The organism is Hydrogenivirga sp. 128-5-R1-1 (assembly GCF_000171895.1).
The window spans coordinates 38,259-63,219 of sequence record NZ_ABHJ01000006.1; the positions used below are offsets into that span (position 1 = coordinate 38,259).

Sequence of the window (24,961 nt, forward strand, 5' to 3'; positions counted from 1 at the left end):
GACATGAGAAGGATATACCTTGACAACGCGGCAACCACGCCACTGCTCCCGGAGGTTAAGGACTTTATCTGTCGTTCTATTGAAGTATTCGGCAATCCCTCAAGCCCCCACAGGGTAGGTGAGGAAGCCCGGGAACTCCTTGAACTCGCAAGGGAGAACGTAGCCAGCCTGCTGGGAGTCTCACCTCCGGAGATCATATTCAACTCATGTGCCACAGAAGGGAACAACAGCGTATTCATAAGCCTGTCGTTCACAGGCAGAAGGGGCAACGTAGTCATATCCTCAATAGAGCACAAGTCCGTCAGTGCGGTTGCCCGGGAACTCGGGAGGAACGGAATAGTTGTGCGGGAGGCTATCGTCAACAGGGAGGGAGTTGTAGAGCTTGAACACCTTGAGAGCCTGATTGACGGAGACACGCTCCTCGTATCCGTGATGAGCGTGAGCAACGAGTTCGGGACAGTTCAACCGGTGAGGGAGATAGCTAAGCTGTGCAGGGAAAAGGGAACTCCCTTACATACCGATGCGGTTCAAGCTGTGGGTAAGGTGAAGCTCTCTCTGGAAGGGGTCGGATACGCCACCTTTTCAGGGCATAAGTTCCACGCCCCAAAGGGCGTCGGTTTCATGTATATAAAAGAAGGGATATTCTTTAAGCCCCTTCTCGTGGGAGGTGGGCAGGAGTTCGGCTACAGGAGCGGCACCGAGAACCTCCACGGCATACTCGCTATGGCGAAGGCGCTTGAGCTCATATACGAGGACTTTGAGAAGAACACTGAACGCTTAAGACATATGAGGGATACCTTTGAGAGACTCCTTGAGGAGAGGGTGCCCGGCGTCAGGATAGTTGGGAAGCACGCGAAAAGAAACCCTTCCATATCCGCGGTTATCTTTCCCGGAAAGACAGGGTGGGAGATCGTTGAGAGCCTTTCTCAGGAGGGGCTCTTCTGCTCTTCGGGCTCAGCCTGCTCCTCGGGAGAGGTGATTCCCAACGAACACCTCTTAAAGATGGGGTACTCGGAGGAGGAAGCCACACGCATGGTTCGCTTCTCCTTTGGGCTTTTGAACAACGAAGAAGAGGTTTACGAAGCTGTGGAGAGGGTTGCGAGAGTTTTATAATAAGCCCATGAGAAGCTTAATACTTTCGGGCGTTCTCCTGGGGAGCTCTCTGGGGTTTGCCCTTGAAGTCTACGTATCTCCCAAGTACTTCCTATGGGAAGAGTTTGACTCCTCGGGAAACAAGCTCCTTGACGAAACCGGGCTCATCTTAGGTCTGGGGCTGAGGGGAGATGCCGGGTTCTTTACGGGAGAGGCAGAGCTTTACGGGGGAACGGTCAGATACGACGGGCAGACGCAGGCTGGAGACCCTGTTGAGACGGACACGAACTACTTAGGCGTATCGGCTGCAGGAGGGGTTTGGGGTGAAGCTGGCTCAACTGTTAGACTCAGAGGGGAACTCCTCTACCGTTCCGAGCTGTGGGTCAGGGACATAGAGTCCACTTCAAAGGCTGTAGGTTACTCAGAAACCTGGTTCTTTGACTCCATTGATTTAGGCTTGAGGCTATCCTCAGGTGGCACCTACGCCTATGGCAAATACAGGTATATGTTCAGGGATGCACGTATGCAGGCGTCCCTCACAGGGGTGCCGGAGCTGAGCCCCAAAAAGGGACAGGCTTACGAGCTCGGTGCAGGTTTAAAGGGAAGTTCCTACGGCATAGAGCTGTCTTACTCCTACGTCAAGTTCAGGCGCTCTGAACCTAAACCCTACGGTAGCGGTTACGTCCTCCAACCAGAGTCAGTCAGGCAGATTATCTCACTTAAGTTCATATCCCTCTTTTAGGAAAAGAGCCTGTCCCCCATGTCCCCGAGCCCAGGTACTATGTACCCCTTGTCGTTCAACCTCTCGTCTATGGATACCGTGTAAAGTCTGTGTTCGGGGTAAGCCTTATCTATCCTTTCAACGCCCTCAGGTGCACAGATTATGTGTAAGCTCGCCGTGGACGTCGGTTTATGTCTCTTCACCTCGGAGAGGGCTTTAAGCAGAGTTCCGCCTGTGGCGAGCATGGGGTCAAGGATAAGAACCCTCATTCCCTCCAGATCTGGAAGTCTTGAGTAAAAGACCTTAGACTCAAGGGTCTCCTCATCCCTCTTTATCGCTATAAAGCCGGAACTGGCGTTCGGCAAGACCCTCAGGGCACCCTCCAGCATCGGAACTCCAGCCCTGAGTATGGGGACAAAGACCACATCCTCTTCCCTAACAAAGTCAAACTCTCTTTTCCCAAGCCAGATTTCTATCTCTCTTCTGTGAAGCTCAACCTCTTGCAGAGCCTCATAGACCATCAGCACAGCTATATCCTCAAGGAGCCTGCGTATCACCTCCCTCGGTGTTGAAAGGTCTCTTATCCTGTTAAGCTTGTGAACGAGTATTGGGTGTCTAAGCTCTCTGACCAAGGCAATAAAATTTTACTACCTTCTTATGCCCGAAGTTATCTCGGTCAGGGGGAGCAGGACGCTGACCACTATCACGCCCACTATGACACCTATGATAAGTATTGAGACAGGCTCTATCATCCTGACCCAGAGGTTTATGAGCCTGAGGGCTTCCTTCTTGTATATCTCCGAAGCGAGCTTGAGCATCCTCTCCAGCTCTCCGCTGTTCTCCCCCGTCTCCACGAGGTTCACAAATAGAGGAGGGAATATACCCGTTCTCCTGAGCACCCAGGACACGCTCCTTCCCCTCTCTATCTCCTCAGACAGCGCCTCAAGCTTATCCTTTATGTAGGTGTTGGAAACGCTCCCGGTTGCTATCCGGAACGCGTTCGTTATGGGGACAGCCGAGAGAAGGGTCATATACAGGGTGTAGGCAAACCTTGAAATGTTGAAGTAGAAACCCACCTTACCGACCACAGGTATCTTCAGAAGAAGTTTATCCATCCTCTCCCTGCCTACGAGCTTTCCCCTATAAAAGAACGCGAGCACTATCAGGGGAGAGAGGTACAGAGCGTAGGTGAGCATGTCCGATAAGAGTATGACGACCTTGGTTACGAGGGGCAGTTCTCTGCCAAAACCCTCCAGCACCTTGGCTATCTTGGGAACGACGAACTTTATGGCTACGAATAGGGCAAAGATGCTGAAGCCTATGACCACCGATGGGTAGGTTATAGCCCCAACTATACGGGACTTCATGTCGGCAACCGTTTCAAGGTGTTTCCCAGCTATGGCAAATATCCTCTCAAGGTTCTCTCCCGTCTCCGCGGCGGTAAGCATCTCCGAGAGAAACTCTGGGAATAGACCGCTCCTTCTGAAGGCTGATGATAGGGGCTCTCCTCTCTCAACGCTACCCTTAATCTCAAGGAGTGCACTTGCCACCCTCTCGTCCTCTGTCTGGGAAGCCACGAGTTCAAGGGCTCTGGCAAGGGATATACCAGCTTCAATGAGGACGGAGAGCTGGAGCAGGACGAAGGAAAGCTCCTCTTCCGAGGGACCTCTAAGACGGAACTCTCTCTTCCAGATCGGTTTATTATGGCTAACGGGCTCAAGGGAAAGGGGAACAACACCCTCACCCTTCAATCTGCTCACAGCCTCCTTCCTGGAGGCTGCTACGAGCTTTCCCTTTACCCTTCTCCCTTCCTTCACGCCCTCATAGAAGAACTCAGCCATCAGTACATCCTCTTGTATACAACTTTGTCCTTACTCCTGTCGTAAACCAGCTCAAGGGTAGTCTCAACATCTCCCGTCTTGACTGTAGCCTTCACCCTGAAGTGGGTGCTCTTAACATCTATTATCTTCTGAATCCTGTACAGCACGTCAAAGCTGACGCCCTCCACAAGAACGAGGTCGTTCACCTTCCTGAAGGGGTTTGAAGCCCTCCTCTCCATTATCCTGTCTGCGACCGTTGAATCTATCCTCGGGTCAAGAGCCATGAGTATATATTTAGGCGCAGTGTTTATGTTTATTTTCCCAGAGGAATAGGTCGTTACGAGGCTCAGGAGCCCCGGGTAGCTCACTTCCCCCTCCGTCCTGCCGTAAAGCTCCTCGTCGGTCATTCCCAGAAAGCGGAGCTCCTCCGGAGAGTCCATGGGAGCCCTTTTCACAGGATACTTACTATCAAAGCTATGGGACTCCTTCCCGAGCCATGCAAGCAGCCGCGATGTGTATCCGGGACTTATCTCCAGGAGTTGCAAAAGTCTCTCAAACACCTCACGGTAAACCTTGTCTTCCCCAACGCTGTTCAGATTCAGGAATCTATCCTCGTCGTATACGAGCACTTCAAGCTCCCCCTTGTCGGTCTTCACCACGAAGGGAAGAGCCCAAGGGTCTGAGAGAGCATCGTAACTCTGGTTTTCCCTCCTCAAGCCCTGAAGTATGTAAGGGAGCAAGGACACGAGGGCATGGTAAGACTGCTGTTTTATATACAGCTTCTCAACGAACCTGCCGGAGGAGGTAGCTGAATGTAAAGCTGTTACCACGTATCCGGACAGTAAGACAAAGAAGGAAATAACGAGCGCTATAAGCAACTTTTATCTCGCCACTTCCCACTCCGTTATGAGCTGGTTGCCTCTCTTGAAGTGAGACCTGAGTCTCAGGTGCAGTATGTCCTTTAACTTCTTAAAGCCCTCTCCTCCGACGAGCGTAGGGACGTTCTCTCCTCCCACTATCACCGGCAGGTGTATGAGCCTTATCTCGTCCACCTTTTTTCTCCTCACGAACTCCCAGTTTATTGAGGCTCCGCCCTCCACCATGAGGGTCTTTATGCCCATCTCGTAGAGTTTTGGAAGCAAGAGGTCAAAGTCCACCAGCTCGTCTCCCGCCACTACCACCTTTGCACCCTTCTCCTCTATCTTCTTCACCCTCTCTTTGTCAGCCCTCTCGGTGGTGGCTATTATGGTGGGTGCGTCCTCGGTGTTCAGGACGTTGGCGTCAAGGGGAACGTTGGCGGTGGAACAGGGTATTATGCGGGTAGGGTTCTTACCCTTTACGTACCTGACCGTAAGGCTCGGGTTATCGGTTCTGACGGTCTCACAGCCCACCATTATCCCGTCCACCTTAGCCCTTATCTCGTGGAGATACCTGTAAGCCTCCTCGTCCATCAGGCTCATCAGCTCCTTGGAGGAGGCACCTCTGTATAGGGTGAGCTTTCCATCTATACTCACCTCGGAGACTATTATCACGTAGGGTCTCTGTTCCATCATTCGTACTCCTTCCCGTAGTGTTTGTATAGGTATATCACCCTCAGCAGGAGTGAAAGGAGGGTGAGCAGGGCTATTATCTTTATCCCGAAGTTGAGACCTATGGGGAAGTGGGCACGTTCAAGGAGGGCAAAGCCTATAAGTGTCAGGTGTGTCTCGGGTCTTCCGAAGAAACCCACACCCTCAAGGGGGTCTTTTATCTTACCCTTTACCCTTTCCGAGTAGCCTATCTCAGCGTAGGCGACGGGCTTTATGAAGGAGTGGAGCATGGACACCACCACAGCGGTAACAGCCACAAAGGGCGAAGCGAAGGCGAAGCCCACCGCACCCAGAACGAAGCCATCAACCCACTTGTCCGCCACCCAATCAAAGACCGCACCGAACTTAGAAGTCCTCTCCGTCTCACGGGCTACAACACCGTCCAGCAGGTCAAAGAGACCCGACAATATGAGCAGTCCCACAGCGGTGAGAACCTTCTCCTTATAGAAGAAGTAGGCGGACATGGTTCCCAAGAAGAGGGAGATCAGGGTGATCAGGTTAGGGTGTATTCCCGTCCTCGCTAAGGCGAGACCTATGGGAACGTAGAGCTTCTTCAGGTTCTCCCTCTTGCTGGTTAGGTTCATTTAAGCTCCTTCCCTGTTATCCAGGGCATCATCTTCCTGAGTTCTTCTCCCACCTTCTCTATGAGGTGTTCTCTGTCCCTCTCAAGTAGGGCGTGATACACGGGTCTTCCAGCCTTGTTCTCAAGCACCCACTCCCTTGCGAACTCTCCCTTCTGAATCTCCTTGAGTATCTGTTCCATCAAGGGCTTTACCACTTCGTATATCCTATCGCCTCTGGTTACGTCTCCGTACTTGGCGGTGTCGGATATAGAGTACCTCATTCCCGCTATACCGTACTGGTATATGAGGTCAACGATGAGTTTGAGCTCGTGGAGGCACTCAAAGTAGGCGACCTCCGGTTGGTATCCGGCTTCCGTCAGGGTCTCAAATCCAGCCTTTATGAGGGCGGTAACGCCACCGCATAGAACAGACTGCTCACCGAAGAGGTCGGTCTCCGTCTCTTCCTTAAAGGTCGTCTCTATAACTCCAGCCCTTGTGGCTCCCAAGCCCTTTGCATAGGCGAGGGCTTTATCAAGACAGGTCCCGCTGGCGTCCTGATATATGGCTACCAGAGCGGGAACGCCCTTGCCTTCTTCATACATCCACCTGACGAGGTGTCCGGGTCCCTTGGGCGCTACCATGAAGACGTCCACATCACCGGGAGGGACTATCTGCTTGAAGTGTATGTTAAAGCCGTGAGCGAAGGCGAGAGCCTTGGAGGAGTTAAGGTTAGGCTCCACACACTCTTTATAGAGATCAGCCTGTATGGTGTCGGGAACCAAAAACATTATTATGTCCGCTACCTTACTTGCCTCGGAGGGCGTCATAACCTCAAAGCCGTCCTTTTGAGCCTTTTCCCTTGACCTGCTCTTCTCATGAAGACCTATAACCACATCAACACCGCTGTCTTTAAGATTCAAAGCGTGGGCGTGCCCTTGGGATCCGTAACCGAGTATGGCAACCTTCTTTCCCTTGAGAGGATCAAGGGTTGCGTCGCTGTCGTAGTATATCTTAGCCATTCCTGACCTCCGTTGAGTTTCTATCAGAATTATATAACAGGACTTCCGTAATTATTTCGTTGGACAGAAGCATGTATTCCTCTCTTATACCGAGCCTTCCTCCCTTGATCTCAAAGAACCCCCTCAGGCGCTCAGGGATAAGCTCCATATCCTCCTCCCCAAGTCCCCACTTCAACCTGAGCCTGAGCATCAACTCCTCCTCAAAGAGATCCTCTTCATTCAGAAGAACCTCACTCTGCAGGGGTTTCTTCCCCTCCGAGAGGGCTTTAACATAACTCATGACGTTCTTGGTGTTTCCGTACCTCCGTCCCCCAAAGAAGCCCCAGGCTGAGACGCCGAGACCGAGGAACTCCTCCATAGTCCAGTACAGGAGGTTGTGTTTGCACTCCTTTCCGCCCTTAGCCCAGTTGGACACCTCGTACCTCTCGTAACCGAGCCCTTTCAAACCCTTCCAGAGCCTATCGTATATATCCCCGAGGGTTTCTTCCTCTGGTATCTCCAGCTCCCCTCCGAGGATTTTCATACCCATAGGGGTGTTCTCGTGGGGGGTGAGCATGTATGCGGACACGTGGTCTGGGTTAAGCTCTCCTATACTTTCAAGCTCAATTTCTATATCTTCTACCCTCTGTCCCGGGTAACCGTAAATTATGTCTATGCTAACGTTTTCAAAGCCAGCGTCCCGTGCGTGGATATAGGCTTCTAAGGATTCCTGAACGCCGTGCTCCCTGCCGAGCCTCTTCAAACCCTCCTCTGAAAAGCTCTGAACACCGAGGCTCAGCCTGTTTACACCGGCTCTCAGGAGCTCCCTGAACTCCCCGAACCTGTAGGTTTCTGGGTTGCACTCAACGGTTACCTCCTTCAGCCCTGAGAGGTCAAATATAGAGCCGAGTTCATCTATAAGAGCGCCGATCTGCCCGGGAGAGAGCAGCGTGGGAGTCCCGCCTCCTAAGTAGAGGGTCTCCAGACGGATGTTCAGATCTCTGTAAAGCTCCGCTTCCCTGAGAAGGAAAGCTGTATAGTCCTCAAAGCCAACGGGCGACCTGACCAACGACGTGAAATCGCAGTAGGGGCACTTGTAAGAACAGAAGGGTATATGGACGTAAAGCCCTCTTATCATCATTCATAATTTACTTCCCTGGAGAGGAGGGGCACGGCGCCGGTAAGCTCTCTGTATATGCTCATCAGTATGCCGACCATTATGCTGAAGGTAAGCATTGAGCTACCCCCAAAGCTCACGAAGGGAAGTGGTATACCCACAACGGGAAAGAGACCCAGCGTCATGAGTACGTTCACGGAGTACTGGAAGAAGAGAAGGGAGAACACCCCAGCGACGAAAAGGGTCTCGGAGCTCGTCAGGGTAAGGGTGAAGTAGTAAAAGATCCTCAGCAGGAAGAGAAATACGAGCAGTATAAATACGGAGGTTCCCAAGAAGCCGAGCTCCTCCCCTATAACTGAGAATATGAAGTCTGTATGGGCTTCTGGCAGGAACATGAGTTGAGACTGGGTACCCTTCAGAACACCCTTTCCTATCAGTCCCCCCGAGCCTATGGCTATGACGGACTGTATGAGCTGGTAACCGCTTCCCAGATAGTCGCTGTAGGGGTCTATAACTGCAAGGATCCTCTTCTTCTGGTAATCCTTAAGTAAATTCCACACTAAGGGTGATGCCAGTGCAAACGCAAATCCGGTCAGCAGAAAGCACCTGAGTCGTACCCCTCCCACAAACAACATAACCACGAGGGGAACGAAGTAGGTTGCCGTTGTACCGAGGTCTGGCTGCTTAAGGGTCACGAGAGCCGGTATGGAGAAGGCGAACACTAAAAGGAGAACCTTCCTGTCCCTCAAGCCCTTTATGTAGGGCAGGACGTAGGCTGTCAGGAGTATAAGGGACAGCTTCATAAACTCGGAGGGCTGAATGTTTATGAACCCTAAGTTGAGCCATCTCTTGGCTCCATATACCTCCTTTCCCATTATAAGAACGAGAACCAGCAGGAAGAGGTTAAAGAGGTATATGTAAAGGGACAGGTCAAGTATGTTCCTGAACTTCTCGCGGGCTATGAGCACTATTATCAGCCAGCTCAGGGCTATGTAGAGCAGGTGCTTTTTAAAGAGAACGGGCATGCCCTCGCTGTAAGAGGCGCTGTAAACACCCACCACACCGAACAGCTGAATACCCAGAAGAAGAGAGAGAAGAACCCAGTCTAAGCTCTTAAGCTCCCCCAGAAATCGCATTTATAACCCTTATATTATCACCCTCCTCCACGTACTCTTCCTCTGATATTACCTCGCCGTTCTTAACAACGAGAGAGGAGAGGGGCGACAGCCCCAGCTTCTTAAGGAGTTCCTTAGCCTTAAGCCTCTTTCCTTCTACTTCTATCTCCCTGCCTCTATAGAGCACCTTTATGGGCATCTGCTGGTATCTGATTCTACCTCATCTATGGCGTCTAAGAAAGCCTCAAAGGGTCCCATGTTCCTCATGGCGACGAACTTTGGTCCCTTGAACTTGAGCCTTCCAAACATCATGGCTTTCATAGGTCCGTACTCCTTCCTCCCCATCTCAAGCCATCTCTTCGTGTCAGCGTACATAAGGAAGTCGTTCCTTGTCCTCTCGTCCTTTTTAGGACCCCCGTAAACGCACACAGCCTTTCCGTTCTCGTTCTTGATCGTGAGCTGAACCATCTTGTCCTTGCCGCAGTCCTTCCTGTAGAGAAAGAGCCTCCTCTCGGGAACCTCGTTCCAGGCACCGTTCTGACCGAGCCCATCCACGAGCGTCGGCGTGTTGTTCCAGACCTCGCAGAAGGACTTAGCCCATTCGCTGTCCATGAAAACGGGCTGCGCAAAGCCGACACCTCCAGCCAGCAAAACGCTTAAAACGAACCTCTTCATTCTTCCACCTCCCTGTGGGTATGTGGCTTACTATTAAAGCCCTTTGCTGGAGTTTTCGTAGATAAGAGTTTTTAATGGTTTAAAAAGGTTTAAAAATATGCTAATAATCTAATCTTCGTCCAGGATAGCTTCCCCATCCAAAGAGTAGTATGGAACTTCGTAGGAAGAGTAATAGTAAGGGGTGTAGGCTACGAACTCACCCGCGCAGGTGTCCACACCCTTGAAAGCTGGTCTTATGGAGTACCTCTCCCTTAGCTCCCTTACGACGCTCTCTTCAACGCCCTTTATCATGGCTATCTCTCTATCCGAGTATCCCAGCTCCTTAGCCTCTCTGAGAAGCTCCTCGTTGAGCTCTCCTTTTCCGAGATTAGTTTCAAAGAAGACTATCTCCTCAAGGTTGAAGAGAAACCATGGGTCTATCCTAGTGTATTCGTGTATCTCCTCAATGGAGTAACCTCTCCTGAAAGCTTCCGCTATATACCAGAGTCGTTCCTCGTTGGGTGTCCTCAGGTTCTTTACGAGCTCGTGTTCCGCCACCTCTATCCTGGGAAAGGCGAGTCCGTACCTGTCCAGCTCAAGACTTCTGATCGCCTTGAGTAAAGATTCCTTGAAGGTTCTGCCTATCGCCATGACCTCTCCCACCGACTTCATCATGGTGGTCAGGGTCGTATCAACCTCGGGAAACTTCTTGAAGTCAAAGCGGGGGATCTTAACGACCACGTAGTCTATGGAAGGCTCAAAGGATGCGGGTGTGAACCTCGTTATGTCGTTCTTGAGCTCGTCAAGGGTGTAACCCACCGCCAGCTTTGCTGCCACCTTGGCTATGGGAAAGCCCGTTGCCTTGGAAGCGAGGGCTGAAGACCTTGAAACCCTTGGGTTCATCTCTATTACGTAGAAGTCTCCGTTTTCAGGGCTGACCGCAAACTGTATGTTTGAGCCCCCCGTATCAACCCCTATCTCCCTTATGACCGCTATGGAGGCGTCCCTGAGTATCTGGTACTCCTTGTCGGTAAGGGTCTGGGCGGGTGCAACGGTTATGGAGTCTCCCGTGTGGACGCCCATGGGGTCAAAGTTCTCTATTGAACACACTATTATCACGTTGTCGGCTTTATCCCTTATGACCTCAAACTCAAACTCCTTCCAGCCTATCAGGGACTTATCCAGGAGAACCTGATGTATGGGTGAGGTCTTTAGAGCCACCTCAAGCTTGTGTTTGAACTCCTCCACGTTGTAGGCGATAGAACCTCCAGTCCCCCCAAGGGTGAAGGCTGGTCTGAGTATGACGGGGAAGCCTATCTCCTCAACAGCCCTTAAACCCTCCTCTTCGGAGGATACGACCGCGCTCTCAGGCACCTTGAGTCCGATGTTGTTCATGGCTTCCCTGAAGAGCTCCCTGTCCTCCCCCCTCTTTATGGCTTCGTAGTTCGCCCCTATCATCTCCACGCCGTAGGCGTCCAGTATCTTCTCCTCGTAAAGCTTGACCGATAGGTTAAGGGCTGTCTGTCCGCCGAGGGTGGGGAGCAGGGCGTCGGGTCTCTCCCTCCTTATAACCTCCTCAAGGATCTCCTCGGTTAGAGGCTCTATGTAGGTTCTGTCTGCGACCTCCGGGTCTGTCATTATCGTTGCCGGGTTGGAATTCACGAGGACTACCTCGTAGCCTTCCTGTCTCAGAGCTTTGCACGCCTGAGTCCCGGAGTAGTCAAACTCTGCAGCCTGACCTATAACTATGGGACCGGAGCCTATGATGAGTATCTTCTTTATGTCTTCTCTCTTGGGCATTAAAAATGATATTATAGTAAACGATAGAATGCAGATAGGAGGGAACGGATATGAAAAATATCAAAACCATACTCCCGGTTCTCGGAATAACCGCTCTGGCTCTGCTGGGTTCGTCCTGTGCGAGCAAGTCGGACGTTGATGCCCTCAGACAGGAGATTGAAACCCTGAAGAAGGAAACGGAAGAGGTAAGGAAGGAAACCGAGGAGCTGAAGAAGGAAACGGAAGAGGTCAAGGCTATGGCTGAGGAGATAAACAGGAAACTGGAAGAGGGACAGTAATCAGGAGGAGAGAGAATGAGAAGAGAACTGGTAGCACTTCTTCCCCTCGTTGGGCTTTCGGCGGTGTTCGTCGTGAACCAGTCCTGCGCCACGAAATCTGCCCTGGAAGAGACGGAAAAGGAGCTTGATCAACCTAAGGAGAACATAGCCCAGGCTAAGGAAAACCTCAAGAGTGCGAGAGCAAACATAAACGATGCGAGAAGCCTCCTTGAGAGAGCCAAGGAGAGGCTGGCTCAGAGAGAAAAAACTGAGGAGGAGGTTCCCGAAGTTACACAGCAGCAAACCGAAGAGGCACCTGCGGTGGCTGAAGAGTACAAGACCTGGAAGGTGGGCTGGTGCGATACCCTCTGGGACATATCCTCCAAGGTTTACGACAACTCCCTTTACTGGCCCGCTATATACAACCTGAACAGGGGAAAGATAGGCTCAGACCCCTGGATACTCGCTCAGGGAACCGTCCTCAAGTATAAAGCTGAACTAACGGAGGAGGAGAAGAGAGAGGCTGTCAAGGAAGCTATAGAGTGGGACCTCAAGTACAAGGACAGACCGAGGTCACCCAAGTGCCCACCCAAGTGATCACTCCCACTCTATAGTGGAAGGGGGTTTGGAGGAGACGTCGTAAACGACCCTTCCTACCCCTCTGACCTCGTTTATTATCCTCCGCATGACGTGGTCTAAGAAGTCGTAGGGAAACCTGTACCAGTCTGCGGTCATCCCGTCTGTGCTCTCTACAGCCCTTAGGGCTATCACCTTTTCGTAGGTTCTAACATCGCCCATAACTCCGACGGAGCGTATGGGAAGCAGAACTGCGAAAGCCTGCCATATCCTGTCGTAAAAGCCGTTCCTCTTGAGCTCCTCTATAAATATACTGTCAGCCTTCCTGAGAACCTCAAGGTCTTCCCTGTTAACCTCACCCAGTATCCTTATCGCGAGACCGGGTCCAGGGAAGGGGTGCCTTCCCAGGATATCCGTAGGGATACCGAGCAGTTTACCTATCTCTCTGACCTCGTCCTTGAAAAGCTCCCTGAAGGGTTCAAGGAGTTTAAGGTGCATCTTCTCGGGCAGTCCACCCACGTTGTGGTGGGTCTTTATCTTTGCAGAGCCCTTTATTCCCGCGCTCTCAACCACGTCCGGGTACAGCGTTCCCTGAAGGAGAAATTCCGCACCTTCCACATTCCTCGCCTCCCTCTCAAAGACCTTTATGAAGGTGTTTCCTATTATCTTCCTCTTCTCCTCAGGGTCTTCAACTCCCTTCAGTCTTTCAAGGAAGAGATCGCTCGCATCAACGACCTTCAGAGGTAATCCGAGCGCCCTTAGGTTCTTCTCAACCTCCTCCCTCTCACCGAGTCTCAGAAGTCCATGGTCTATGAAGAAGCAGTGGAGTCTGTCCCCTATAGCTCTGTGAACGAGCACACTCGCCACCGTTGAGTCCACACCCCCAGAGAGGGCTGCTATGACGTGGGCATCTCCCACGGTCTCCCTTATCTCCTTCACCTTCTCCTCTATGAAGTCCCCCATCTCCCAGTTCCTGTGGGCTCCGCACACTCCATAAACGAAGTTCGCAAGGAGTTCCTTTCCGTAAGCTGTATGCACCACCTCGGGGTGAAACTGGAAGCCGTAGAACCTCCTGTCGGAGGAGGCTATAACCGCATGGGGAGAGTTGTCAGAAATTGCAAGGGTCTCAAAACCCTCAGGCAGGTCGGAGACCTTGTCCGCATGGCTCATCCACACATCAAACTCGTCGGGGATACCCTCAAATATCGTGTCCCTCTTGATCACCCTCAGACGGGCTCTCCCGTACTCCTGATGGTCTGACTTCTCAACCTTACCACCGAGCTGATAGGCTATTACCTGAAGTCCGTAACATATACCGAGTATAGGAACCCCGAGGTCGTATATGTTCGGGTCGGGGAGGGGAGCGTCCTCGGAATAGACCGATGCGGGACCTCCCGAGAATATCAACCCGTAGGGTTCCTTTCCCCTGATCTCCTCAAGGAGGGTGTCCCAGTGGACTATCTCGCTGTAAACGCCAAGCTCCCTTATCCTCCTTGCTATAAGCTGGACGTACTGGGAGCCAAAGTTAACTACGAGAACTGGTCTTCTCTTCATGGAAATATTTTAATTAACTCACCCTCACGCTCTCTTGGTTAAAATTAAGCACCATGGAGATAGGTCCGGAACTTCTGGAAAGGTGGGATAAAGAACACTTCTGGCATCCCTTCACCCAGATGAAGGTTTACAGGGAAGAGGAGAACATAATCTTTGAGAGAGGAGAGGGCGTTTACCTCTGGGATATACACGGGAAGAGGTACATAGACGCCATATCCTCTCTGTGGTGCAACGTCCACGGGCACAACCATCCAAAACTCAACAACGCCATAATGAGACAGCTCTGCAGGGTAGCCCACACCACCACGCTGGGAAGCTCCAACGTTCCCGCCGTACTCCTGGCAAAGAAGCTGACCGAGATCGCACCCGAAGGTCTTACAAAGGTCTTCTACTCGGAGGACGGAGCGGAGGCTGTGGAGATAGCCCTCAAGATGGCATACCACTACTGGAGAAACAGAGGGGAGGAGAGGAAGGTATTTATAACCCTCTCCGAAGCCTACCACGGGGACACCATAGGGGCTGTGAGCGTGGGTGGGATAGACCTCTTCCACGGGACATACAGAGACCTTCTCTTTGAGACCATAAGGCTGCCTTCCCCCTACCTATACTGCAAGAAGGAGTTTGGAGAGCTGTCTCAGACGTGCCTTGCAGACCTTGTTATGAAGCTCCAGGAACTCCTGAGGGCACGCAGGGACGTGGTTGCGTTGGTTCTGGAAAGCGGTATTCAGGCGGCGGCGGGTATGCTCCCCTACCCGAAGGGTTTTCTGAAAGAGGTCAGAGAGCTTACAAAGAAGGAGGGTGTCCTCCTCATACTGGACGAGGTTGCGACCGGGTTCGGCAGGACGGGGAGCATGTTCTACTGCGAACAGGAGGGGGTCACCCCGGACTTCATGTGCCTCGGGAAGGGAATTACGGGTGGGTACCTGCCCCTCGCGGCAACCCTCACGACCGACGAGGTTTACGAGGCTTTCTTGGGAGAGTTCGGGGAGGCAAAGCACTTCTATCACGGTCACACCTACACGGGGAACAACCTCGCCTCGGCGGTCGCCTTAGCGAACCTGCAGGTCTTTGAGGAGGAGAACACCCTTGAGAACCTGAAACCCAAGATAGACCTTCTCACCGAAAGGCTTAAAGAGTTCTGGGAGCTTGAACACGTGGGAGACGTTAGACAGCTGGGCTTTATGGCTGGAATAGAGCTGGTCAAGGACAGGGAGAAGGGAGAACCCTTTCCCTACGGTGAGAGGACAGGCTTTAAGGTCGCCCGTAAGTGCTGGGAGAAGGGTGTGTTCCTGAGACCCCTCGGGGACGTGATGGTTCTCATGATGCCTCTCGTGATAGGAGAGGAGGATATGAACTACGTTCTGGACACTCTGAAAGGCGCTATAGCCGAGATCGGTTGAGCTTGAGCAACTTCTCCTCGTAATAGCCCAGCCAGAGTGCCTCCTCGGGCACCTTTTTAAACTCCTCCTCACTCTCAACGTGGGTGAACACCACAGCTGATTTGGTGTTCTCCTCAAACATCACAACGAAGGTCTCTATCGCCTCAGGTGAGAGACAGCTCAGCTCCTTTATGGACACCTTCACGTAATCAGGGGAGAACCTCCTCACGAGATCATAGTCCTCAAAAGTCAGGCTCACACCGGAGAAACTGATAGGTGCAGGAAATTCGTACCTCGCCGTGTTCAGCACCCTTTCAAGTTCCCCAGCATCTTTGCTGAAGGCTTCTTTTATCTCTTCAAGGGTCAGCTCAAGAACAGCTATGAAGGGTATGTCTTCAGATTCGCGGAAGAGCTCCCTGAGCCTGTCTTCCTCCTCTATCAGGGTGGGCAGGTTAACGTTCAGGAAGAGGAGGAAGCCGTCCTTCCTGTCCTTCACGAAGAGTATGTTCCTGTGCAGGTTTACGAGGTCTTCCCTCGGCGGGAAGTTACGTGCCTCCATGCCAAAGAATATCTCGTAACCCACCCGTTTATCGCCCCTGTAAACGCCCATTAACCTGATACCCATCCTCCCACTCCCACAACACGGAGTTAAGTCTCAATATAGGTAAAATTCTTATATGTTCAGGCTTTTCTTCCTCGCTGTCCTGTTCCTTTACTTCTACAACCTCGGGCTTAACCAGGTCTGGCAGCCCAACGAAGCCTTCTACGCCGACGCGAGCAAGAACATGCTGAAAACGGGCAACTTCCTCACCCCTGTATTCAACGGGGAGCTTAGGTTAAACAAGCCTCCCATGACCTACTGGCTTACAGCCCTCAGCTTTTTCATCTTCGGTGTGAACGAGTTTGCCCTGAGATTCTTTCAGGTTCTCGCCGGGCTCGGGACTGGTCTCATAACCTACCTGTTTGCAAAAAAGCTCTCAGGAAGGGAATCTGCCCTTTACGCCTTCCTCGCCCTGACTTTATCCTTCCAGTTCATAGCCAATGCCAGATACACCTCCCCCGAGGTGCTCCTGAGCTTCTTCATAACCCTCAGCCTGTACCTGTGGTTTATAAGCTACGAGAGGAAGAGGCTGCTTCTGTTTGTCCTCGCCTTACTCTCCTCAAGCTTGGCAGTCCTGACGAAAGGTCCTGCGGGCTTTGCTATACCCGCCGGCATAATATTTGTTTACCTCCTGCTCACCGACCGCAGGGAGGTCCTTAAACTCAAATACTACTTGGGAACCTTCTTCGTTTTCCTGACGAGCGGTTGGTGGTTTTTATACCAGTACCTCGTAAACAGGGAAGCCTTCCTGGAGGTTTTCGTTAAGGAAAATATAAAGAGGGTTTATGCCCTGCAGGAAGACCCCTTCTACTTCTACGCCCTTGATATAAACGTCTCCTTCCTGCCTTACTCCTTCGTGTTTTATATGGCTCTCCTCTGGGCTCTCAAAAACAGGAGGAGGGAGCTCCTGTTTCCTATCGTCTGGTTTTCCACCGTATTTCTGGTCTTCTCACTGGTCAAGATGAAGATACCCGTTTACATAATGCCAGCCTTCCCTGCCATGGCAGTTATAGTGGGCACCTTCCTCTCAGAGGGCGGCTACAGGAAGTTCTTCGTTCCATCGTCCCTGTTCCTAACGTTTTTGATAACCACAGCCGTGTGGGTAGGCGCTTTTCTCTTCAAGTTTAACCTTCCCCTTCTGGTTCTTATAACAGCGTTAAGCCTGGGCTTCGTCCTTGCGAGACGCTTTAACCTCGCCCCAGCCGTAGCCGGTTTTGGACTACTTCTGTATCTGGCGGGAGTCCTGCTGCCGGAAATAGAAAAGCATAGACCTTACAGACAGATAGGTGAGAAAGTTCGCGAGATAGACCCTTCGGGTGAATTCAGGACTTACGAGGTGGGAGCCTTCCATTACAGCCTCCCCTTCTACGCGGACAGACCCGTAGTCAGAAACGCAAAGCCTGAGGATGTGAGTCCGCCCGCCTTGGCCATAGTCAAAGAGGATCTCTTGGAGTGTGAAGCCCTCGGAAAGTGGAAGCTCTACAGGGGTTCGGAGTCCCGCTTCTTTAAGTTTCTGAGAGATATAAAGAAGAACAGAAACTTTCACGATTTTAAGCTTTGCATTTTCCCTTAGGGTATGTAAAATTTATAACCATGTTTGAGCAGGAACTCCTTGAGAAACTTAATCAGCACATAAACTACTTCCCCCGCAAGGAACAGGCGATACTCGTCTGCCTCCACGAGATACAGGATCACTACGGCTACGTGCCTCCAGAGAGTTTAAGACCCCTTGCGGACATGCTTGACCTACCCCTGAACCACGTGGAGCAGGTGGTCGCCTTCTACGATATGTTTGACAGACAGACACCCGCCAAGTACCGCATAAGGGTATGCGTAAGCGTAGTGTGTCACTTCCTCGGCAAGCAGGAACTTCTAAAAGCCCTTGAGAAGGCTCTCAAGATAAAGCCCGGAGAGGTCACACCCGACGGAAAGTTTAAGATAGTGCCCGTTCAATGCTTGGGTGCCTGTTCGGAGGCTCCCGTCTTCATGGTGAACGAGGACACCTACAAATTTGAAGGAGAGGAGAAGTTAAATGAAGTCCTATCCAAATATACCTGAGATATATGCGGAGACTACCCTCAACATGCTCCTAAAGAGGGCTAAGAAGCCCCGTGTGCATTCCATAGAGGAGTACCTTAAGGAGGGTGGATACCAGGCTCTTGAGAAAGCACTGAACATGTCTCCCGAGGAGATAATTGACTGGGTTGAGAAGAGCACACTGAGAGGAAGAGGAGGAGCGGGATTCCCCACGGGAACCAAGTGGAAGTTCGCAGTCCAGAACCCAGCTCCCAGATACTTCATCTGCAACGCTGACGAGTCCGAACCCGGAACCTTCAAGGACAGGATACTCATAGAGAGAGACCCCCACCTACTCCTTGAGGGAATGATCATATCCTCCTATGCGGTGGGTGCCAACGAAGCCTTCATATACATCAGAGGTGAGTACCCTGCGGGTTACTACATTCTCCTTGACGCCATAGAGGAGGCTAAGGAGAAGGGTTTCCTCGGCAAGGACATACTCGGATCGGGTTTTGACCTTGAGATATACGTCGCCCGTGGAGGCGGTGCCTACATCTGCGGTGAGGAGACCGCACTCATAGAGTCCCTTGAGGGCAAGAGAGGTCACCCGAGGCTCAAGCCCCCGTACCCCGTTCAGGTAGGATTGTTTGGCAGACCTACGGTCGTGAACAACGTGGAGACTATATGTAACGTACCCTTCATCATATCCATGGGTTGGGAGGAGTACAGATACATAGGACCCAGCGACTACGCGGGACCCAAGCTCTTCCCTGTGAGCGGTAAGGTCAAGAAGCCGGGAGTCTATGAGCTCCCCATGAACACCACCCTACGGGAGGTTATATACAAGTATGCAGGCGGAACCGTAGGCAACAAGAAGGTGAAGGCTGTCTTCTCCGGCGCCCTTGACTGCTTTGCGGGAGAAGAACTTGACATGCCCATGGACTACTCGCCCTTCGGTTTTGGAGGAACTGGAACGGTCATGGTGCTAACCGAGGACGACGACATAGTTGAGGCGTGCCTTCAGGTGGCTAAGTTCTACGAGCACGAGACCTGCGGTCAGTGTACTCCCTGTAGGGTAGGTTGTCACGAGCAGGCTGTTCTTCTGGACAGGATATACAGGGGAGAGGCAAGTGAGAAAGACTGGGAAGGCTTCGTCTTCATCAACAGGTACATACAACCCACCTCCATCTGTGGTCTGGGTGCGGTTGCGGGAAGGCTCATAAAGCAGGCTATGGAGAAGTTCCCTGAAGAGTTTGAGGCATACAGGAAGAAGCTTGCGGGAGCTATCTGATCATATCCACTCCGAGACTACCCACTATTGAGAACACGGTCACGAGCACGGAAGTCTTGAGGAACCACTCCCAGTTGTCAAGGAAGTTTGGGTAAACACCGAGCGCAAACAGTGTGAGAGAGGAAACGACTAAGGCTATTACGAAGCTCGTTATTAATCTGAGCGGCAGAAAACCGGCTACATCCTGAGTTTCCCACCTCTGGAGCTTGGAGTGTTTTATAAAGAAGTAAACCATGCCGAGGGTGAAGAGCATTATGAGTGCAACCCTTACCAGAGATAGCTTGCTGGACACCTCCCATATCTCCTCGGTCATGGATATGGGAAAGGCGATTATGAGGGCACCTATGCACTCCTGAACGAAGTCATCAAAGCCGAACCTGTCGGGCTTGTGGGAACTCTCTATCTCACTCCTTATACTCTTGACATCGTCCCGCAGGGTTTTTAGGTCTTCTTCCACCTTTTTCAATCTCTCGCTATCCTTCATTCCCTTGGGTTATTATAAGGTTCATGCTTCACGAGTTTATAGCGACGGGAGCGTTCGTGGGCAGGCTGCCCGCTCCGGGGACTATCGGAACGCTCTGGGGGATACCCATAGTGTATCTGGTCTCCTTCAACTCTTGGACTATCCTCGTTGCGGTTGCGGTGCTCTTTGTCCTGGGTTTAATAAGCTCCAACGAGGTGATAAGTCTCACGGGAGAACAGGATCCGGAAGAGGTGGTGATAGACGAGATAGTGGGCTACGTCGCCTGCTTTCTGTTCATAGAGCCTACCCTGAAGACCTACATACTCGCCTTCCTGCTCTTCAGAGTCCTTGACATATTCAAGCCCTTCCCCATAAACCTCTTTGAGAGGTTCCACGGAGCCTACGGAGTTATGCTTGACGACCTTGTGGCTGGCGTGATGACTTCCTTTATCCTCTTCCTGCTGTTAAAATAGTTCAGCCATGAAGATACGTATAGCTCACAGCCCGGACTCGGACGACGCCTTCATGTTCTATCCCCTCGTGAGAGGAACCATAGACACCGAAGGTCTTGAGATTGAACACGTCCTTGCGGACATAGAGACCCTAAACAGAGAGGCTCTAAAGGGCACCTACGAGGTCTCAGCCATATCCTTCCACGCCTACCCTTACGTGGCGGACAAGTACCTCGTCCTGCCCAGCGGTGGTAGTGTGGGAGAGGGTTACGGACCCGTGGTGGTCGCTAAGGAAAGACCGGACAACCTGAAGGGTAAGAAGATAGCCGTTCCCGGCACCCTAACCACCGCCTTTTTGACCCTGAAGCTCTACGAACCGGACTTTGAACCCGTGGTAGTTCCCTTTGACCGGATAATAGATGAAGTACTCAAGGGCAACGTTGACGCCGGTCTTGTAATTCACGAGGGACAGCTAACCTACTCTGATCACGGGCTTGTGAAGGTGGTTGATCTGGGAGAGTGGTGGAAGGATAAGTACGACCTGCCCCTGCCTCTGGGTTGCAACATAGTGAGGAGAGACCTCGGAGAGGAGGTCATAAGGAAGTTAGAACGGCTCATGAGAAAGAGCATAGAGCACTCCCTCAAAGAGAGGGACAGAGCCCTCGCCTACGCCATAGACTACGCCAGAGACCTTCAAGAGGACAGGGAGAGAACCGACAAGTTCGTGGGAATGTACGTGAACCACCGCACCGTTGATTACGGAGAGGACGGCAGGGAGGCGGTGAGACTCCTCCTCAGGCTCGGCAGGGAAAGAGGCATAATCACCGCTGAAATACCGGAGGTCATATTCTCCGACGAGCTTTAGAGCTCCCTGTTCAACCTCTCTATGTATATCCTCTCCATTATCTTCCTCGCTATGGGCGCTGCGACCTTTCCTCCCGACTCTCCGTGCTCCACGAGGACACCTATGACGAAGAGGGGGTCTCTGTAAGGGGCGAACCCTACGAACCAGGCGTGGTCTCTCAACCTCCAGGGGAGCCTCTTCTTCTTCTTGCCCCTCTTTATATAAGCCACCTGAGCAGTTCCGGTCTTTCCTGCTATGTCCACTATCGTTGAAAAGGCTCTCGCCCCCGTACCTCTCTTGACCGCTTCCCTCAGACCTCTCCTGATTATGGCGAAGTACTCCTGCCTGCCCTTGACCACCTTCCAGACCTTCCTCCTGTTCTTCCAAACTGTCTTACCCGAAGGGTCTTTTATCTCCCTCAGTAAGGTGGGTCTGTATATTACGCCGTTGTTCACAACGCCCATCATCATCAGGGTCTGCTCCATGAGGGTTGAGAGCATGAAACCCTGTCCTATGCTGAGGTTTACCGTATCCCCGTCGTACCAGGGCTCTCCAAAGCGCCTTCTCTTCCACTCGGGTGTGGGCAGGAAACCTCTCTTGACGGGTATCTCAAGGGGTATGTTATCCCCGTAGCCGAACTCCCTCGCGTACCTGATTATCAGGGAGGGTCCGAGGTCGTACCCGAAGGTGTAGTAGTAAACGTCGCAGGAGTCCTGAAGGGCTTTAACCATGTTCACGGGACCATGACCATAGATGTTCCAGCAGTAAAACCTACGGTTCCCAAGGTAGAAACCTCCGGTGCAGAGGACTTTCTCCCAGGGTGAGGCGGTCTTCGTCTCAAGGATAGCGTAGGAGACGGGAACCTTCAGAACCGAAGCGGGTGGATACCTTCCCGTCGTAGCCCTGTTGAACATAGGCTTGAGTTTATTCTTGCTCACCTTCTTCCACTCCTTGTAAACCCGGTTAGGGTCGTATCCCGGAAAGCTGGCTAAGGCGAGCACCTCACCCGTCTTCGCGTTCATGAGTATCACAGCTCCCGCTGGCTGCCCGGACTCGTAGAACACGTCCTCAACTATCCTCTGCATACGGAGGTCAACGGTGAGCACGAGGCTCTTTCCCTTGACGGGTTCTTTCTTGCTAAGGGTCTTCAACACCTTCCCGAGGGCGTTTATCATCACCTCCTCTCTGCCGAGCTTCCCCAGAAGAACCTCGTCCATGCTCCTTTCCAGACCGAGCTTGCCCACGAAGCTCTTGGGAGCTATCCTGCTGCCGTACTTCTTCAGCTCAGACTTTGATGGATACCCGACGTAGCCTATTACGTGACACAGCCGTTTTCCGTGGGGATAAACCCTCTGGGGCACGACCTCAACGAACACCCCGGGTAGCCTGTAAGAGTTGGAGTAAAACCTGTCCAGTTCCTCCTGAGTAAGGTTGTCCTTTATCCTGAGAGGTTCAATACCCCCCTTTTGCTCCTCAATCAGCTCTCCAAGCTCAACTCCGAAGACCTCCCTGAGGGACACCTCCAGCTTCTTCAGTTCCTCGTTGCTCAAACGGTTGTAGTCAAGGCTCAGGACGTACCTCGGCTCGTCGTAGGCGAGCTTCTCACCGTTCCTGTCGTATATGTCACCCCTTGGTGGGTACAAATTTCTTACACGCAGGTAGTTTCTTTCGGAAAGCCTCCTGTACCTCTCGCCCCTTATAACCTGAACCTGGAAGAGCCTGCCCAGTATGAGAAGGAAAACTCCCACAAAGAAACCGAACAGAACAAGTAACTTACGCCTGCTCATTCTTTCCTTCTCAGGTAGAGAAAGTATATTGCAATGAGCAGGGCTATCTCAACGAGCCAGGAGAACACAAACACGGTAAAGGAGAGCTCAAAGGAGAACTTGCTCCTCATCATGGCGAGGGCGAGGGACTTCTTCAGGAGGAGAACGAGAGCCGCAGGCACGGTGTAGGTGAGCACAGTCCTGAAGAGAAGGCGTTCGTATATGAGTAGGAACAAGTAGACAGAGAGGGTCTCAAGGGCGAGGTTCAAGCCTATCGTGTCCGTCATGAGGTCTAAGAGGGCTCCCCCGAATATAGCCCACAGAACGGTTGAACGCCCAAGGAGGTAAGCCCTTGACAGCAGGGCTATGAGAAGGACGTCCGGAGCTATAAAACCGGGTCTGAACAGCGTCTGGAGGACTGCCGCTTCAAAGAACAACAGAACTACGAAGAGAACGGTGTATCTCAACGCCTCCTCCTTATCACGAACACGAACTCCTCCTCTCTGGGATCAACCTCCGGTTTGACCCTGACCTCCTTGAAGAAGGGGTCTTTCCCTCTCCTTACGTCGCTTATGCGCCCTATAAGGAAAGGGGGGAGCCTCCCCTTTATGTCCACCATGTAGACATCGTCCTTTTTGGAGACCTCGTCCTCAACGCTCACGTGGAGCAGGTTCCCCTCAGGAAAGCCTCCCCTGTAGATGTACTTCTTTGGGGAGGTACCGACTACGGCCGAGGTAGAGAACTTCTCGTTGAAAGGGGTTATAACCCTGCTCGTTGAGCCGAAGACCGTCTCAACCACACCGACCACGTAGTTCTCCGTAACCACAAGATCTCCCTCCCTGTAGCCTTTGTCCTCTCCCCCCTCTATGACTATGAACAGGTCAAAGCCCGAGGGGTCGTAGTATATAACCCTGGAGACCTTGTACCTGAGCTTTTTGAAGTGTGAAGAGATTCCCACCTTCTTGCTCAGGCTCTCCAGCTCGCTCATGCAGGCCATCAGTTCCTTCTCGGTCAGCAGCAGGGAATTCAGTCGCCTCTTCAGCCTTATGTTCTCCTTCTCCGTATCAACGAAGTAGAGGTAAGCCCTCAGCTCCTCCCTGAGCTCGGTTATGGTGTGCTCCTTGAACTCCATGATAGGTGATACAAGGGTGTTCACCATGCTGACTACAGCCCTAACGTAGGAGAAACGGGAGAACTCGGAAAAGAATAAAACGAGTCCAAAAACTACCACAAGAACAGAAAGCAGGTGAAATCTTCTCCCCGTCATTCCATAGATATTCTGCTTATAAGCTCCAGGTTATCCAGTATCTTTCCCACTCCCCTCGCAACCGCTATCAGCGGTTCATCACAATAAAATGCCTTTATCCCCGTTTCAAGCTGTATCCTCCTGTCCATGTTGTTCAGAAGCGAACCTCCCCCTGCGAGGACTATACCTCTGTCCGCTATGTCCGCTGCGAGTTCTGGAGGAGTCCTCTCAAGGGTAACCCTTATGGCGTTTATTATTGAGTTTATGGTATCCTCCAGAGCTTCCGTTATGTGATGGTTGGTTATCTTTATAGTCCTCGGGAGACCGGTCATGTCCCTGCCCCTTATGTCCATGCTCTTCTCCTCGTCCTCCATAACGGCACTTCCCAGCTCTATCTTTATCTTCTCTGCCGTCTGCTCACCGATGAGTATGTGAAACTGCCTCTTTATGTACTGGATTATAGCCTCGTTCATCTCGTCTCCGGCTATCCTGAGGGAGTTGGACACGACTATACCAGCGAGGGATATGACGGCTATCTCCGTCGTGCCACCACCTATGTCCACCACCATATTACCGAGGGGTTCATCAACGGGAAGGTCAGCACCTATGGCGGCAGCCATGGGCTCCGCTATAAGAAAGACCTCCCTCGCTCCCGCACTCTTGGCGGCATCTATAACAGCCCTCTTCTCAACCGGCGTTATGCCGGTCGGTACGCCTATTACGACCCTCGGTTTGGGCTTGAACAGCGTGCTTCCGAGTGCCCTCTTTATGAAGTAAGAGAGCATAACCTGCGTTACCTCAAAGTCCGTTATAACGCCGTCTCTCAGGGGACGTATAGCCTGTATGTTTTCGGGCGTCTTGCCCACCATCTCTTTGGCCTCTTTGCCAACGGCGAGCACCTTCCTCGTCTTCACGTCTATGGCGACTATGGAAGGCTCGTACATGACTATTCCCTTGCCCTGCATGTAAACCGCCGTGTTAGCCGTTCCCAGGTCAATTCCGATGTTGTTGGAAAGAAATCCGAAAAACTTGTCTAACAGCATC

At 52.1% G+C, this 24,961-nt stretch carries 28 protein-coding genes; 10 read left to right on the plus strand and 18 right to left on the minus strand.

The window, feature by feature from the left end; all coding sequences use genetic code 11:
* Positions 1-3: 3 nt before the first annotated feature.
* Both HG1285_RS10510 and HG1285_RS10505 read left to right on the plus strand, forming a co-directional pair.
* Positions 4-1,113, plus strand: a complete 1,110-nt coding sequence (locus tag HG1285_RS10510; protein WP_008287217.1) for a cysteine desulfurase family protein — start codon at positions 4-6, stop codon at positions 1,111-1,113.
* A gap of 7 nt (positions 1,114-1,120) precedes the next feature.
* The gene (locus HG1285_RS10505) at positions 1,121-1,834 is read left to right on the plus strand and encodes a hypothetical protein (RefSeq protein WP_008287218.1); all 714 of its coding nucleotides are present in this window, start codon (positions 1,121-1,123) and stop codon (positions 1,832-1,834) included.
* Here the strand turns inward: HG1285_RS10505 and upp are convergent.
* The 11 genes from upp to carB form a co-directional block, all read right to left on the minus strand.
* A complete protein-coding gene (gene upp / locus HG1285_RS10500) occupies positions 1,831-2,445 on the minus strand; it encodes a uracil phosphoribosyltransferase (protein WP_008287219.1) in 615 nt (204 codons plus the stop codon). The genes HG1285_RS10505 and upp overlap by 4 nt on opposite strands.
* Positions 2,446-2,460: 15 nt before the next feature.
* A complete protein-coding gene (locus HG1285_RS10495; protein WP_008287220.1) occupies positions 2,461-3,654 on the minus strand; it encodes a type II secretion system F family protein in 1,194 nt (397 codons plus the stop codon).
* A complete protein-coding gene (locus HG1285_RS10490; RefSeq protein WP_008287221.1) occupies positions 3,654-4,511 on the minus strand; it encodes a type II secretion system protein GspK in 858 nt (285 codons plus the stop codon). Before HG1285_RS10490 ends, HG1285_RS10495 begins: the two co-directional genes overlap by 1 nt.
* Before the next feature lie 3 nt (positions 4,512-4,514).
* Positions 4,515-5,186, minus strand: a complete 672-nt coding sequence (locus HG1285_RS10485; RefSeq protein WP_008287222.1) for a dihydrofolate reductase family protein — start codon at positions 5,184-5,186, stop codon at positions 4,515-4,517.
* Complete coding sequence (locus HG1285_RS10480) at positions 5,183-5,806, minus strand: CDP-alcohol phosphatidyltransferase family protein (protein WP_008287223.1); 624 nt, start codon at positions 5,804-5,806, stop codon at positions 5,183-5,185. The genes HG1285_RS10485 and HG1285_RS10480 overlap by 4 nt, the downstream gene beginning before the upstream one ends.
* Positions 5,803-6,804 (minus strand): ketol-acid reductoisomerase, encoded by a 1,002-nt coding sequence (ilvC, locus tag HG1285_RS10475; RefSeq protein WP_008287224.1) that lies wholly within the window; start codon positions 6,802-6,804, stop codon positions 5,803-5,805. Before ilvC ends, HG1285_RS10480 begins: the two co-directional genes overlap by 4 nt.
* Positions 6,797-7,924: a radical SAM family heme chaperone HemW gene (gene hemW, locus HG1285_RS10470; protein ID WP_008287225.1), complete on the minus strand. Its 1,128-nt coding sequence runs from the start codon at positions 7,922-7,924 to the stop codon at positions 6,797-6,799. Before hemW ends, ilvC begins: the two co-directional genes overlap by 8 nt.
* Complete coding sequence (rodA, locus tag HG1285_RS10465) at positions 7,921-9,036, minus strand: rod shape-determining protein RodA (protein WP_008287226.1); 1,116 nt, start codon at positions 9,034-9,036, stop codon at positions 7,921-7,923. Before rodA ends, hemW begins: the two co-directional genes overlap by 4 nt.
* Positions 9,014-9,214, minus strand: a complete 201-nt coding sequence (locus HG1285_RS10460; RefSeq protein ID WP_008287227.1) for a MoaD/ThiS family protein — start codon at positions 9,212-9,214, stop codon at positions 9,014-9,016. Before HG1285_RS10460 ends, rodA begins: the two co-directional genes overlap by 23 nt.
* The gene (locus HG1285_RS10455) at positions 9,205-9,690 is read right to left on the minus strand and encodes an SCP2 sterol-binding domain-containing protein (protein ID WP_008287228.1); all 486 of its coding nucleotides are present in this window, start codon (positions 9,688-9,690) and stop codon (positions 9,205-9,207) included. The genes HG1285_RS10460 and HG1285_RS10455 overlap by 10 nt, the downstream gene beginning before the upstream one ends.
* A 108-nt stretch (positions 9,691-9,798) precedes the next feature.
* On the minus strand, positions 9,799-11,469 hold the full coding sequence (gene carB, locus HG1285_RS10450; RefSeq protein WP_008287229.1) for a carbamoyl-phosphate synthase large subunit: 1,671 nt from the start codon (positions 11,467-11,469) through the stop codon (positions 9,799-9,801).
* 50 nt (positions 11,470-11,519) lie between these two features.
* Here carB and HG1285_RS10445 point away from each other — a divergent pair, with 50 nt between their 5' ends.
* Both HG1285_RS10445 and HG1285_RS18735 read left to right on the plus strand, forming a co-directional pair.
* On the plus strand, positions 11,520-11,747 hold the full coding sequence (locus tag HG1285_RS10445; RefSeq protein WP_008287230.1) for a hypothetical protein: 228 nt from the start codon (positions 11,520-11,522) through the stop codon (positions 11,745-11,747).
* Positions 11,748-11,762: 15 nt separating this feature from the next.
* Positions 11,763-12,323 carry a hypothetical protein gene (locus HG1285_RS18735; protein WP_008287231.1) on the plus strand — a complete coding sequence of 187 codons (561 nt, stop codon included), beginning with the start codon at positions 11,763-11,765 and terminating at the stop codon, positions 12,321-12,323.
* On the opposite strand, the gene guaA is transcribed toward HG1285_RS18735, so the two are convergent.
* The gene (gene guaA, locus HG1285_RS10440; RefSeq protein ID WP_008287232.1) at positions 12,324-13,856 is read right to left on the minus strand and encodes a glutamine-hydrolyzing GMP synthase; all 1,533 of its coding nucleotides are present in this window, start codon (positions 13,854-13,856) and stop codon (positions 12,324-12,326) included. It abuts the gene before it with no gap.
* 53 nt (positions 13,857-13,909) lie between these two features.
* On the opposite strand from guaA, the gene bioA reads away from it, so the two are divergent.
* The gene (gene bioA / locus HG1285_RS10435; RefSeq protein ID WP_008287233.1) at positions 13,910-15,256 is read left to right on the plus strand and encodes an adenosylmethionine--8-amino-7-oxononanoate transaminase; all 1,347 of its coding nucleotides are present in this window, start codon (positions 13,910-13,912) and stop codon (positions 15,254-15,256) included.
* On the opposite strand, the gene HG1285_RS10430 is transcribed toward bioA, so the two are convergent.
* Positions 15,237-15,860: a hypothetical protein gene (locus HG1285_RS10430; protein ID WP_157560551.1), complete on the minus strand. Its 624-nt coding sequence runs from the start codon at positions 15,858-15,860 to the stop codon at positions 15,237-15,239. The genes bioA and HG1285_RS10430 overlap by 20 nt on opposite strands.
* A 52-nt stretch (positions 15,861-15,912) precedes the next feature.
* On the opposite strand from HG1285_RS10430, the gene HG1285_RS10425 reads away from it, so the two are divergent.
* From HG1285_RS10425 to HG1285_RS10415, 3 genes are read left to right on the plus strand one after another with little or no spacing between them, the layout of a single operon-like run.
* A complete protein-coding gene (locus HG1285_RS10425; RefSeq protein WP_008287235.1) occupies positions 15,913-17,409 on the plus strand; it encodes a glycosyltransferase family 39 protein in 1,497 nt (498 codons plus the stop codon).
* A 20-nt stretch (positions 17,410-17,429) separates the two neighbouring features.
* Positions 17,430-17,894, plus strand: a complete 465-nt coding sequence (gene nuoE / locus HG1285_RS10420; RefSeq protein WP_008287236.1) for an NADH-quinone oxidoreductase subunit NuoE — start codon at positions 17,430-17,432, stop codon at positions 17,892-17,894.
* Complete coding sequence (locus tag HG1285_RS10415) at positions 17,869-19,146, plus strand: NADH-quinone oxidoreductase subunit F (RefSeq protein WP_008287237.1); 1,278 nt, start codon at positions 17,869-17,871, stop codon at positions 19,144-19,146. Before nuoE ends, HG1285_RS10415 begins: the two co-directional genes overlap by 26 nt.
* Here the strand turns inward: HG1285_RS10415 and HG1285_RS10410 are convergent.
* The gene (locus HG1285_RS10410; protein ID WP_008287238.1) at positions 19,139-19,630 is read right to left on the minus strand and encodes a DUF2391 family protein; all 492 of its coding nucleotides are present in this window, start codon (positions 19,628-19,630) and stop codon (positions 19,139-19,141) included. The two genes, HG1285_RS10415 and HG1285_RS10410, sit on opposite strands and share 8 nt — an antisense overlap.
* A gap of 23 nt (positions 19,631-19,653) precedes the next feature.
* Between HG1285_RS10410 and HG1285_RS10405 the strand changes: the two genes are divergently transcribed.
* A complete protein-coding gene (locus HG1285_RS10405; RefSeq protein WP_008287239.1) occupies positions 19,654-20,082 on the plus strand; it encodes a phosphatidylglycerophosphatase A in 429 nt (142 codons plus the stop codon).
* A 7-nt stretch (positions 20,083-20,089) separates the two neighbouring features.
* Positions 20,090-20,926, plus strand: a complete 837-nt coding sequence (locus HG1285_RS10400) for an MqnA/MqnD/SBP family protein (protein WP_008287240.1) — start codon at positions 20,090-20,092, stop codon at positions 20,924-20,926.
* Here the strand turns inward: HG1285_RS10400 and mrdA are convergent.
* From mrdA to HG1285_RS10380, 4 genes are read right to left on the minus strand one after another with little or no spacing between them, the layout of a single operon-like run.
* Positions 20,923-22,692 (minus strand): penicillin-binding protein 2, encoded by a 1,770-nt coding sequence (mrdA, locus tag HG1285_RS10395; protein ID WP_008287241.1) that lies wholly within the window; start codon positions 22,690-22,692, stop codon positions 20,923-20,925. The genes HG1285_RS10400 and mrdA overlap by 4 nt on opposite strands.
* The gene (locus tag HG1285_RS10390; RefSeq protein WP_008287242.1) at positions 22,689-23,138 is read right to left on the minus strand and encodes a hypothetical protein; all 450 of its coding nucleotides are present in this window, start codon (positions 23,136-23,138) and stop codon (positions 22,689-22,691) included. Before HG1285_RS10390 ends, mrdA begins: the two co-directional genes overlap by 4 nt.
* On the minus strand, positions 23,135-23,938 hold the full coding sequence (gene mreC / locus HG1285_RS10385) for a rod shape-determining protein MreC (RefSeq protein ID WP_008287243.1): 804 nt from the start codon (positions 23,936-23,938) through the stop codon (positions 23,135-23,137). Before mreC ends, HG1285_RS10390 begins: the two co-directional genes overlap by 4 nt.
* Positions 23,935-24,960, minus strand: a complete 1,026-nt coding sequence (locus HG1285_RS10380) for a rod shape-determining protein (RefSeq protein WP_008287244.1) — start codon at positions 24,958-24,960, stop codon at positions 23,935-23,937. The genes mreC and HG1285_RS10380 overlap by 4 nt, the downstream gene beginning before the upstream one ends.
* Position 24,961: the final 1 nt, after the last annotated feature.